Here is a 12,137-nt window from a genome sequence, read left to right as displayed (position 1 = left end):
CTTGCCTTGCGCGCTCCCACGTGCCTCGGTCCCCGTCGCGCTGGGCCTCCCCCGAGGCCCGTTCACGTGCCTGGTAGGACGCCAGGCGCCGGAGTCGCAGGCGCGGCTCCGGCAACCACCCCCTAGAGCTCCATCGAGAGGTAGCGCTCGCCCGTGTCGGGCAGGATGGCGACGATGACCTTGCCCGCGTACTCGGCGCGACCGGCGAGCTCGACTGCCGCCGCGACCGCCGCGCCGGACGAGATGCCCACCAGGAGCCCCAGCTCGTCCGCAAGGCGCTTCTTTGTCTGGATGGCGTCGTCAGAGCTCACGGGAAGGACCTCGTCCACCACGGAGGCGTCGTAGTTCTTGGGGACGAAGCCCGCCCCGATCCCCTGGATGCGATGACCGCCGGCCGGCTTGCCCGCCAGCACCTGCGACTCCTCGGGCTCGACGGCGATGGCGCGGACGTCGGCCCTCCGCTCCTTCAGGTAGCGCGCGGTGCCCGAGATGGTCCCGCCGGTGCCCACGCCCGCGACGATGGCGTCCACCTTTCCGTCGGTGTCGGCCCAGACCTCGGGGCCGGTGGTCTGGTAGTGGGCACGGGGGTTTGCCGGATTCTCGAACTGACCGGCGATGATGGAGCCGGGGATGCTGGCGCGCAGCTCCTCGGCACGGGCGATGGCGCCCCTCATGCCCAGTTTGCCGGGGGTGAGCTCGATGCGCGCACCGTAGCTCGCGGCGAGCTTGCGGCGCTCGACGGACATTGTCTCGGGCATGACCAGGATCATGTGGTAGCCGCGCGCGGCGCTGAGCATGGCCAGGCCGACGCCGGTGTTGCCGCTGGTGGGCTCGATCACGGTGCCGCCGGGGCGCAGGCTGCCGTCGGCCTCGGCCGCGTCGAGCATGACTCGGGCGACGCGGTCCTTCACGGAGCCGCCGGGGTTGGTGGCCTCGTACTTGCCCAGGATGGTGGCCTTGCCGCCGGCAAGCACCGACAGGTCGACGAGCGGGGTGCCGCCGATGAGGGCGTCGATCTTCTCTGCGTAGTTCATGGTTGTTCCTCTCGGATTGAAGGGGGTGCTTCTTGGGGTGGTTCCGGGGTTGTGGCGGGAATGGCGAGACAGGGGGTGACGCTTCCGCCCCCGCATACAAAAAGGCGGAGACGCACTGCGCCTCCGCCTCATGTCGTTCTGTCTTCTGCTGCCGGAGCTTGTCCGGCGCGGGGTCTTCCCGGCCTATGCGCGGGCGACCCGACATCGACGTCGAGGGAGGCGGGGGAAGGAGCGACAACAGGCGCAGGTAATGTTGCGAAGCTGCTGGCTCACGTCTTCTTCCTTCCCGCCCGTGTGGGCTCGTCAGAGCGACGCCCTAATTCCTAGCGTTACAGTAGGTATTAAAGGCCGCAGCCGGTCTTGCGTCAAGCGAGAACGGCGTTCCGGCATCCCGCGCAACGCATTCGTAACAGTCGGGGTGGGCACACGGCGGACGGGCGGCGGGCGCGTGGCAGGACGGGCGTCGAACACGCGGCGGGACCCTGGGCCCTGGGACGGGTGCGCGGCGCGGGCCTTCTCCCCGCGACCTCCCCCGATGGCCAGGTCCTCAGAATTTGAAATTCTGTTGACTGGATTTCTCCTACCAGGGGTTATGCAAAGCAGGTCAACAAGATTATATTTTCTGCTGGCTTTACCCAACTTCGCTCGCATGCAAACGCCATCGCTCGAACCATCCGACCCATCCAGTAGACTCAGGCGAGAAGGGAAGCGACCTCGGGAGGGAAGATGCGCGCCAAGCCCCGGCTCCTCGCGCTCGACATGGACGGCACCCTGCTCGACTCGCGGAAGCAGGTCTCGCCCCGCACGCTCTCTGCCGTGCGAGAACTGACAGGCCGCGGCGTCGTGGTGGCGCTCTCGACCGGGCGCGGCCTTGCCGAGATCGCCGACTACTCCCGCGAGCTCGCCTTCCTCACCCACGCCTCGCTCGACAGCGGCGGCCTCGTGTACGACCTGCGCGCCCGACGCGCGATCCACCGCTCGTCCATCCCCCGGGAGGAGCTCGTGGCCTGCCTCGACGCCGCGGAGGCGGAGGGCGCCATGACGCATCTGGCCACCTGCAGCCTCTCCGTCGTTCAGCGCGGGCTCATCAGACGCTGCGCGGAGTTCAACGTGGGCGTGTACCGCTCCATGTTCGAGCGAAACTACACGGAGGTCGACGACCTGCGCTCCTATGCGCTCGAGCACGCGGACGAGGTCGTGAAGGTGGACATCCACCACCACGATGCAGCTGGGCGCGACCGCAGCCGGAAGGCACTCGAGGCGAAGACGGAGCTCGTCCTTGCCGATGCCGAGGTCGGGTCCCTCGAGTGCACGCCGCAGGGCGTGAGCAAGGCGTCGGGCCTCCAGCGCCTCTGCGAGCTCCTGGACGTTCCCATCGAGCTCGCCGTCGCCGTGGGGGACGACGACAACGACCTGGCCGTGCTTCACGCCGCCGGGACGGCGGTCGCCATGGGCAATGCCAACGAGCGCGTGCGCGCCGCCTGCGACCTGGTCGTGGCAGACTGCGACCACGATGGAATCGTCGAGGTCATCGAGCGGCTCTTCTAGGTGCTCCCCATCATGCCCCGCAGGTGCTAAGGCGCGGGGCGATCGTCCGGGCGAGAGGGGCGAGCGACAGCATCCTGTGAGACTGTGAGAAATGCCGTCGAAGGAAGCCAACCACTACGAGCAACCACCAGCACCTCTCGCTTCCGCTAAAGTTATCCAAGACTTATCCATTGAGCGCCGCCCCTGGGAGGGCAATGAGGGGAGCCGAGGCATGGGCATCTTGAAGACAATCTTCAACAACACGGCTGAACCCCGGGGCTTCTGGGGACGGCTGATGGCGCGGGGGATGAACAGCGGCCACGCCAGGCAGGCCATCTGGGGCATTGGTCTCATGGACATCCCCGCAGGGGCTCGCATCCTCGACGTGGGCTGCGGCGGGGGCGGCAACATCGCGCGACTCCTCGAGCGCGATGCGAGCTGTCACGTCACGGGGCTCGACCACTCCTCCGTGAGCGTCGCGGAGTCCCGGGCGCTCAACGCAAACGCAGTCGAGTCCGGATCCTGCGACGTCGTCCAGGGTGGGGTCCAGGACCTGGCGAGCCTCTTCCCTCCCGCATCCTTTGACGTGGTCACGGCCTTCGAGACCATCTACTTCTGGCCCGACGTCCAGGGGTGCTTCCGCAGGGTCCATGACGTCCTCGCGCCGGGCGGAAGCCTCTACGTAGTGAACGAGGAGGCGGTGGACACCTCCTCCGCCCACAGGTGGGAGGGCCTGATCGACGGCATGAGCGTCTACGAACCGGAAGACATCGTCCGGATGCTCAGGGACGCGGGCTTCGAGGACGTGAGCCGCACCGACGAGACCAGGCGCAACTGGCTCTGCGTCCGCGCGAGGAGGCTGCGCTAGCCCCTCCGGTCGAGGCTGCCGGGCGAGAGGGGCGTCCCCCCCTACTCCGCACCCTCCAGGAAGCCGCCGGTCTGGCGGTTCCAGAGGCCAGCGTACTCGCCGCCCGCCTCGACCAGTTCGTGGTGGGTGCCGTCCTCCACGATCCTGCCGTCCGAGAGCACGACGATGCGGTCCAGCGACGCCACGGTCGAGAGGCGATGCGCGACGACGATGGCGGTGCGTCCGCGCATCAGGTTCTCGAGCGCGCCCTGGACCAGCGCCTCCGACTCGGAGTCGAGCGCACTCGTCGCCTCGTCCAGGACCAGGATGGGCGCGTCCACCAAGATGGCGCGGGCTATGGCCACGCGCTGGCGCTGTCCGCCGCTGAGCTTGACGCCCCTCTCGCCCACCATGGTGTCCATGCCCTGTGGCAGGCGGTCTATGAACTCGAGGGCGTTCGCCTCGGCGGCCGCGGCGCGAATCTGCCCCTCGGTGGCGTCAGGCCGGCCGTAGGCGATGTTCTCCCTGATGCTGCGGTGGAAGAGCAGGGCCTCCTGGGGAACGTAGGCGACCTGCTGGCGCAGGGACTGCTGGGTGCAGCGGCTCACGTCCTGGCCGTCCACGAGCACGCGGCCCTCCTGAACGTCGTCCAGGCGCAGGAGCAGCTTGGTGAGGGTCGTCTTGCCGGAACCCGAGCGACCCACGAGCCCGACGCGCTGGCCAGCGGGGATGTGCAGGTTGAGGTCGCGGAAGACCTTGTCGTCCTCCTGTGCGTCGGCGTAGCGGAAGCCGATGTGCTCGAAGTCGATGTCACCCTCGCCCACCACGAGCGCGCCCGCGCCCTCGTCGTCCGCCACGAGGGTGGGCTCGTCCAGGACGCGCGTCATCTCGGCCGCGTCACCCAGGGCGCGGTTGATGCGCTGCATCATGGAGTTGAAGTAGTTGAAGCGCATGGTCAGGTTGTAGGTATAGGTGAACATCATGACCAGGGTGCCCGCGCTGATGCCAAACCAGGCATTGCCGCCCGACACGAAGATCGAGACCACGAACATGATCACCGTGATGAGCGCCGAGGTCGTGAAGCCGCGACGCATGGTGGCGCGCATGTTGGCGTTCTCGGCCGCCATGGCCTCGCGGTCGGCCGTGGTGAAGGTCTGGCGCTCGAAGTCCTCGCGACCGTAGGTCTTGACGGCCAGGATGTTGGTCACGGCGTCCGAAAGCACGCCCGAGAGGCGGTTCTGGGCGGTCGACGCCTGCGCGGCGAGGGGAAGGATGCGCTTGTACATGCGATACGCCAGGACCACGTAGACCACGAGCATGACCATGAGGATGGCCACGAAGCTGGGGGCCACCGGCGCGAGCATGCCCACGGTGAGCACGATCGAGGCCAGCGTGGGGTACAGGCTGTAGGTCACCACGTCGACGAGGCCCGAGTAGCCCGAGACGAAGCGTGAGGTCTGGCTCACCAGGCTACCCCCGAAGCGACTGTTGTGGAAGGTCATCGACTGGTTGGAGAGGGTGTCAAAGCAGAGGCGCGAGAGCTGGTAGTTGCCGTTTATCTCGAGCTGGTAGACCGAGAGGTCCTGCAGCTTGGAGAGGGTCTGGCCCAGGGCGTTGACCAGGAGGAGGGCCAGGATGTACGGGTCGAACACCGAAAGGACCTGGTCGGGCGCGACGGGCGAGGCCTGAACGCGGTCCACTATGAGGCCCATCACGTAGGTGTTGGCAAAGGTGAGAAGGGCGGTGTACCCCACCGAGCTGACCACCGAGAGCGCGAAGGCACCGGGACGCTGGCGGGTGACCCACCAGAAGTAGTGGAGCGTGCGCCTGATGGTGCCGCGGTCATTGGAGTTGGTGGTGCTGCGAAGGCCCATGTGCCGCTCCTGCTTGCGTCGGTCGGGAAGGCTCGCGCACGAGCCTTCTGGCAGGATGCCCATTCGGGCGGGTGCTTATGCCCAGGACGAAATCTCTAGATGACCGTGCGGCGCGCCTGGGGCGGCCGCAGGGAGCGTCAAGCCGGCACGCTGGCATCCCAGCTGCCGCTTGCGGCGAAGCTCCGCCCGCATCGGAGTGCTGCCCACATCGGAGCGCTACCTGCATCGGAGCGCTTCTTGCGGCGGAGTTGTATGCGGTTTTCTCGCCTGAAAAACTACCGCAATCGGATGGGGCTTTCTATTTGCGCAGGTAGATGAGTCACTTGCATATTTCATTGTTTGTGAGAACCGCATACTTTGTGAGAACCGCATACAACTCCAAAACCGCACGCAGCTTCCGGCTGCGGTATCCGGCTGCGACGCGTGCCCAACGCGATGGACATCCCCGTAGACCATCCGTGGACTAAGCCGGAAAACGGCTTGGAAAAGGAAAGCAGGCCGGAGAGGAAACGACCCCTCCGACCTGCGACTTTACATGGAGCCAGCAATCAGACTCGAACTGATGACCCCCGCTTTACGAGAGCGGTGCTCTACCAACTGAGCTATGCTGGCAACCCTATGGCTGCCTTGCAGCAGATAGGATACTACATGGAATCCCTCGCCCTTTTCAAGCGCGAATCCCGCATTCTCTCGCTCCGGCACGCGAATCCCACCCAAGGCAGGCGCGACCTGCGCTAGAGCAGGCGCAGCACCCCGCGCACCAGGCGCTCGAAGTCGTCAGCGTGCCTCTCCGCCGCCTCGAGCACGCTCTGGTGGGACATCTTGGGGTCGCCGCTCTCGTTGGACGCCAGCGTCATGCCCAGGACGTTCATCCCCAGGGCGTGCGCCAGGATCACCTCGAGCGCCGTGGAAAAGCCGGTGTACGAGACATCCATCCCTCTCAGCATGGCGACCTCGGCAGGGGTCTCGAAGCAGGGCCCCATGACGCCGGCAAAGACGCCCTCCTCGACAGTGATGCCCAGGTCGTCCGCCACGCCCCGTGCCAACGTGCGCAGGTAGGGCGTGTAGGCGTCGGTCATGCCCACGAAGGGGGTCTCCACGTCGCGCAGGTTGGAGCCAGCCAGGGGGTTCTGCCCCGTGAGGTTGACCTGGTCGGTCAGGATGCCCAGACCCACATGGGCGTTGCCGGGCACGGCACCCGTGGCGCAGGCGAAGAAGATGTCACGGCAGCCCAGGCGGTGCGCATGGCGCACCAGGACGGTGACCTCCTCGGCGCTGTAGCCTTGGTAGAGGTGGATGCGTCCGGGATACACGACCACGGGGACCCCGTCGATGGTGCCGATGGTGGCCTCGAAGCTGTGCCCCCTCACGGGCCGGGCGTCCCTGGGGAAGCCCTCGATGTCGTGATAGTCAATCCTGCGCACGGGCTTGACCAATGCGGCAAGGTGGCCCAGGCCGGTGCCCAGGACGATCGCGACGGGATGCTCCACGGAGGGCTTGCAGCTCTCCACCATGTCCTCGCTAACCACGCAGACTCCCTCCCTCCGGAGGAGACGGGCAAACACGCCGTCGCCCTCGGCCAACGTATGGGTGTGTGTTCCATCGTAGATTACGCCGGAGCCGCAGGAGGGGCTCTTTGCCTTCAGTATGGCGAGCGGCGGCAATCCCCCGCGGGCGTCCCAGGGCGCGCTGGCGTCGCAGCGAGCCGACGAGAGGCAGGACGCGGCACCATGCTCGAACTCCTCCGTCACGTCGGTCCCGTCCGAGAGGAGCACGCGCTCCCCCAGCAGCTCGGCCGAAAGCCGCGGGACAGGAAGCCCCGCCGCTCGCTCGGGGCACACGCCGACGGGCTCGACGCCCGGCCTGGAGCAGAGCTCGCACACCGCGGCATCGAGCTTCGACCCACCGTCGAATCGGCAGGGCACGCCCCGCAGGCACTCGCTCACGACCACGCGCATGAGGGCTCCTCGTCCGTAAGGGGCGGGCGAGGCCCGAAGGCCCCGCCCGCAGCGTCAAATCCTTGCAAAGTCCGCGCCCGACGCGCCCCTCGCGCTACGCGTTCAGCCCGGAGATGCTGATGCTCGCGTTGCTGAGCAGACCGTTCACGAAGTCGGTCCACTGCGAGGCGCCCTCGGAGGCGGCTGCGGAGTACTTCTGGTAGGCCACGTAGTAGGCCGCCCGCGCGGCCTCGTAGGTTGCGGAGTCGTTGGTCACCGTGTAGTCGGCGAGCGCGGTGGCGTAGGCGCCGTCAGAGGACTTCCAGGCGTTGGCGTCGCTGTCCCACTCGTCGCCGGCGAGGCCGATGACGTACTGGGCGTAGGCCGCGGTGGCGTCCTCCTCCTTGCCCGCCTCGGGCTTGTCGGGGGCCGTGGGCTGAGTGCCGGCGTCGGAGGTCACGACCTGGCTGCGGAGCTTGGCGAGGCCTGCGGACTGCGTGACCATCTGCTTCACGGAGTCGGCGTCCATGCCGTAGCTCGAGGCAATGCTGTCGTAGTCCGTGGAGCCGATGTACTGCGTGGCGAAGGCGTCACGGTCCTCGTCGCTCACCTCTATGCCGCGCCTCTTGACCTCATCGGCAAGGATCTGCGAGCGGGCTGCGGCCAGGACGTTGTCGGCGGTGGGCATCGCGTAGCTGCCGTCGTCCTTCTTAGCGGAGTCGAGCGAGGTCTGCGACGTGAGGACGTCGCGGGCGCTCAGGTCGTGGCTCTTGCCGTCGTAGACGTAGGTGGCGACGGTGGTGTCGAGCTCGGACTCCTGGAGGGTCTTCTTGCCCAGGGCGCTGCCGGAGCCCCCGCCCAGGAGGAACTTGCCCACCAGGATGCCCAGCACGACGCAGGCAACGGCGACGGCGATCCAGGCGGGCGCGCCGAGCCTCGCCAGCGCCGCGGCGGGACCTGCATGCCCCTCCGCGGCACCCGACGCGACCTTGGCGTCCTTGGCGTCCTTGGCGTCCTTGGCGTCCTTGGCGTCCTTGGCGTCCTTGGCGTTCTTGCCCTGCGTCTCGACGTCCTTCTCCTCGTTCTTGTTCGCCATACGCGAACCTCCTTGAATCCTGCGGCCGCCCTCGGGGCTGCCGTCCGTTTGCACGTCGCCCGACGCCGCCTACCTGGCCAGCGCCGCCGCGATCTGCTCCGAGAAGCTCCTGATGTAGCCCCTGCCGTTCTCCGCGTCGAAGCCCACGCGGGCGGCGAGCGCGTGGCTGGTGGCCTCCGAGAGCTCGCCGTGCGCGAAGTCCAGGAGGCAGGCCAGCATGTCACGGTACTCGGGGTCGCCGTGGTAGCACTGCACCGCCTCGTCCAGGAGCGGCCACGCCTCGTCGGACATGCGCGCGCCGGTGGCCCCGAGGCGCGCGAGGAAGCGGAAGGCCGCAAGACGTACGGTAGCCGAACCCTCGTCGAAGAGGGACGACTCCGCCCCCTCGAAGGCGTCCGTCACCGCATTGGCATCTACCTGCACCATCTCTGAGAGTGCCGAGAGCACCTCCCAGCGCGTCTGCGCCTCGGGACGCCCAAGAGCCTCGATGAGCTTGCCCACATGGGGTGTCAGGCGCTCGGGGCTCACCCTGGCAATGGACTCGATGTCGTGGGCCGCGTCCTGTCGGCTGCGACGGCTCGCCGCCGACAGCTGGTCGACGAGAACCGCCAGGGCCGCCGCGGCCTTCTCTTCCTCAGTGGATTCGGACATGCGCACTTCCCTTCTGCTACTCGGCAAAGCCGTCCACCATGACGGTGCCGCTCTTCGTATCCTGGTGAATCTCGATGAACCCCAGCTTGGAGGCCTCGCGCAGGAGGTTGCTGAACGAACGGTAGCCGTAACTGCGCTCGCTGAACTGGGGGCGCTTGCGCTTCATGGTGTCCTTGAGGCGCGAGGCGAGGACAGCGCTGTCGCTCTCGCCCTGGAGGGCGTCGATGGTCTCGAAGAGGAGCTGGTAGGCCTCGTGCTTCTCCTTGGGGACCTTCTGCGAGTAGTCGGGGACGCCTCCCTGGCTCACGATGTCCTCGTAGAAGATGAACTCGTCGCAGACCTCGGCCAGGAGGCTGCTCGTGGACTCCTTCATGCCCACGCCGATCACCGTCTTGCCGAACTCCTTGAGCTTCGAGACCAGGGGCGAGAAGTCGGAGTCGCCCGAGAGGATGGCAAAGGTGTCGATGTGGTCCTTGGTGAGGCACATCTCGACCGCGTCCACGGCCAGACGGATGTCCGCCGAGTTCTTGCCGGTGTAGGCGCGGTCGGGGATCTCTATGAGCTCGATGCCCAGCTCGTGCAGGGGCGTGATGGCGTCGTCGAAGCGCTGCCAGTCGCAGTAGGCGCGCTTGGCCGTGATGCGGCCCTTGTCCACCAGGCGCTCGAGGATGCGCTTGACGTCGGGACGGGGGCCGGGATCCTGGTGGCCGTTGCGACGCCTCTTGCCCGTGCCAAGGGCAAGGTTCTCGTAGTCGATGAGGACCGCCATCGACCTCTGGGTCAGTTCGTTCATGTGGGGGACCTGTTCCTTTCTGCGCGATGCGGGCAGGTCTTGGGCCCGGCACGCGTGCGTGTTGGCACTAGGGGTGGGAATGCTACGCCGTCGAACGGCGCGACCCGGCCCCAACTGCCCTTTTATACCCAAAAGTCAGGCGAGAGTAACCCGGAGCGTGGCTGGCGCCCCGTCCCAGTCGCGGGCAGGGCCTTCTCCCGGACTCCCCTACTCGTGGTGATGGTGCCCGTGGCCGTCGCCGTGACCGCAGCCGCACTCCCCGTCGCCATGGTCGTGGCCGCAGGAGCACCCGACGTCCTCGCAGTCGCAGCCGTCCTCGTCGTGGGCGGGCTGCGCCCGGGACCAGTCGAGGCCCGCCGCCGCGCCCGCCTCCTCCTCGGCATAGAGGAGCGAGAGCGCCTGGGTGCCCAGACGCGAGCCGTCCACCTGGCAGAGGAGGTCGAAGAGGTTGAAGGCGGTGTCGGTCGAGGGAAGCGAGATGCCCATCTGCTCGGCCTCGTAGAGGGACAGCCTGAGGTCCTTGAGCAGGTGCTCGGCCATGAAGCCGGGCTTCCAGTCGCCCGCGAGGGCCTTGGGCGCCAGCATGTCCATGGCAACCGAGCCGCCCATGCCCGAGCCCACGGCCTCCAGCATGGTCCGCTCGTCCAGGCCTGCCGCCTCGGCGAGGGCCATGGCCTCGGCATAGCCCATCATGCAGGACGCGAGCGAGACCTGGTTGCAGTGCTTCGCCGTCTGGCCCATGCCGGCCCGGCCGAAGTAGAAGACCTTGTCAGAGAAGCACTGGAGGAGCGGCAGCACGGGAGCCGCGGTCCCCTCGTCCGCGCCCACGAAGAGCGTGAGCGTGCCGGCCTCGGCCCCCGCCTGGCCTCCCGTGACGGGGCAGTCGAAGGCGTGCTTGTCCTCGACCTCGGAGGCGTCGTGGATGTCGCGGGCGAGCTCGGCCGCGCTGGTGCTGAGGTCGATCAGGTAGGCGCCCTTCCTGCTGGCGCGGATGATGCCGTCGCTTGCCAGGTAGACGTCCTCCACGTCGGAGGGATAGCCCACCATGGTCAGGACCACGTCGGCGTCCCTTGCGGCCTCGGCGGGGCTCGAAGCCCAGTGGGCGCCCCTCTCAACCAGCGCCCTCGCCTTCTCGGGCGTGCGGTTGTGGACGGTGAGGTCAAAGCCCGCGTCCAGGACGTGCCCCGCGATGGGAGCCCCCATGATGCCGGTGCCGATGAGGGCGACCCTCTTGATCTTGTTCGTCATGCGTTCGTGCCTTTCTGGCATGGGCATGCCACCAGGCACCTCGGGCACCCGGTGGCATGCGAACCCTGCGATCGTGCGCTAGCCCTCCTCGGGGCCGCGCGCACCCTTCTTCACCTTGCGGGCGATGCGGTCGGTGAGGGAGATCTTTTCCCTCCGGTCCTTGCCCCAGAAGACCAGCGCCACCATGCCGGGCCCCACGTGCGCGCCCAAGATGGGCGACACCGTGCTGTGGATGATGGTCAGGTCCTCGCAGCCCTTCTCCTTGCGAATCTGGGCCTCGAGCCAGTCGGCGTCCTTCTGGGCGTCGGTCGACACGATGCCCACCGGGAGCGACGTGTCGTGGGCGTAGTTCTCCCTGAAGTCCTGGACTATGGCGCGCAGGGCCTTCTTGCGGCCGCGGCACATGCCGCGCAGGGAGAGGGCGCCGTTGAGGTCGTACGAGAGCTCCGGCTTGATGTCCAGCTTGCCACCCACGTTGGCCGCCGCGGGCGGGATGCGCCCACCTGCGGCAAGCGTGTCGAAGCTGTCCAGCGTGAAGTAGCCATGGATGAAGTAGCGCGCGTCCCGGGCCCACTCGTAGAGCTCCTCCGCCGTGAGGCCCAGGGACGCCTGGCGCACCACCTCGATGGCCAGAAGCTGGCCTGCCGCGGAGTCGCAGCGCCTGTCCAGCACGTAGAGCTCGAAGTCGGGATACCTCTCGCGGATCATCTGAGCCGCCTGGCGGGCGGAGTCGATGGAGCTCGAGAGCCCGGCCGGAAGCCCCATGTAGATGGTGGGCAGCCCCTCCTGTGCGGCGCGCTCGAAGACCTCGAAGTAGCGTCCCGGCGTGACCGCCGCAGTGTGGAAGCGCGCGTCCGGGTTCTTGCGCATGTGCTCGTAGAACTCGTGCGGGTCCTGCTCCTGCCAGCGGTCGTCCTGGTGCTCGACGCCGTCGGCGTCCACGTAGCTGAAGGGGATCACCTCGACGCCCAGCCGCTCGGCGACGCCGGTGGCGAAGTCCGCGGTGGAGTCCATGATGATCTTGACGTTGCGCTTCTGATGGTAGGCCCTGCCCACGTTCCTCACGTCGGCCGGCGCCTCCGCCGTCTTCCCGTCCTTGGGTGAGCTCTGATCGCCCTGGCTCATGCGAA

The 12,137-nt window shown here is 67.6% G+C and carries 10 protein-coding genes and 1 tRNA gene; 2 read left to right on the top strand and 9 right to left on the bottom strand.

Annotated features, from left to right (window positions below; genetic code table 11):
* Positions 1-122: 122 nt before the first annotated feature.
* Positions 123-1,034, bottom strand: a complete 912-nt coding sequence (cysK, locus tag Q5923_RS04890) for a cysteine synthase A (RefSeq protein WP_062531736.1) — start codon at positions 1,032-1,034, stop codon at positions 123-125.
* A 726-nt stretch (positions 1,035-1,760) separates the two neighbouring features.
* Between cysK and Q5923_RS04885 the strand changes: the two genes are divergently transcribed.
* Positions 1,761-2,582 (top strand): HAD-IIB family hydrolase, encoded by an 822-nt coding sequence (locus Q5923_RS04885; protein ID WP_303132506.1) that lies wholly within the window; start codon positions 1,761-1,763, stop codon positions 2,580-2,582.
* 211 nt (positions 2,583-2,793) lie between these two features.
* Positions 2,794-3,429, top strand: coding sequence for a class I SAM-dependent methyltransferase (locus Q5923_RS04880; RefSeq protein ID WP_303132505.1), 636 nt, complete (start codon positions 2,794-2,796; stop codon positions 3,427-3,429).
* 41 nt (positions 3,430-3,470) lie between these two features.
* On the opposite strand, the gene Q5923_RS04875 is transcribed toward Q5923_RS04880, so the two are convergent.
* From Q5923_RS04875 to Q5923_RS04840, 8 genes are all read right to left on the bottom strand, one after another.
* Positions 3,471-5,282: an ABC transporter ATP-binding protein gene (locus Q5923_RS04875; protein ID WP_303132503.1), complete on the bottom strand. Its 1,812-nt coding sequence runs from the start codon at positions 5,280-5,282 to the stop codon at positions 3,471-3,473.
* Between the two features lie 536 nt (positions 5,283-5,818).
* Positions 5,819-5,894 (bottom strand) — tRNA-Thr (locus Q5923_RS04870).
* Positions 5,895-6,016: 122 nt separating this feature from the next.
* Positions 6,017-7,240, bottom strand: a complete 1,224-nt coding sequence (locus Q5923_RS04865; RefSeq protein WP_303132501.1) for a purine-nucleoside phosphorylase — start codon at positions 7,238-7,240, stop codon at positions 6,017-6,019.
* A gap of 94 nt (positions 7,241-7,334) precedes the next feature.
* Entirely contained in the window at positions 7,335-8,315 is a 981-nt protein-coding gene (locus Q5923_RS04860; protein WP_303132499.1) for a hypothetical protein, read from the bottom strand.
* A 69-nt stretch (positions 8,316-8,384) separates the two neighbouring features.
* The gene (locus Q5923_RS04855; protein WP_009278564.1) at positions 8,385-8,966 is read right to left on the bottom strand and encodes a hypothetical protein; all 582 of its coding nucleotides are present in this window, start codon (positions 8,964-8,966) and stop codon (positions 8,385-8,387) included.
* Positions 8,967-8,982: 16 nt separating this feature from the next.
* The gene (locus Q5923_RS04850) at positions 8,983-9,759 is read right to left on the bottom strand and encodes an NYN domain-containing protein (RefSeq protein WP_303132497.1); all 777 of its coding nucleotides are present in this window, start codon (positions 9,757-9,759) and stop codon (positions 8,983-8,985) included.
* A 207-nt stretch (positions 9,760-9,966) separates the two neighbouring features.
* Entirely contained in the window at positions 9,967-11,007 is a 1,041-nt protein-coding gene (locus Q5923_RS04845; RefSeq protein ID WP_303132495.1) for an NAD(P)-dependent oxidoreductase, read from the bottom strand.
* 78 nt (positions 11,008-11,085) lie between these two features.
* Positions 11,086-12,132, bottom strand: coding sequence for a DegV family protein (locus Q5923_RS04840; protein ID WP_009278561.1), 1,047 nt, complete (start codon positions 12,130-12,132; stop codon positions 11,086-11,088).
* Positions 12,133-12,137: the final 5 nt, after the last annotated feature.

Source organism: uncultured Olsenella sp., from assembly GCF_959602185.1.
Lineage (GTDB): Bacteria > Actinomycetota > Coriobacteriia > Coriobacteriales > Atopobiaceae > Olsenella_I > Olsenella_I phocaeensis.
This window is presented reverse-complemented; position numbering and strand designations above follow the sequence as displayed.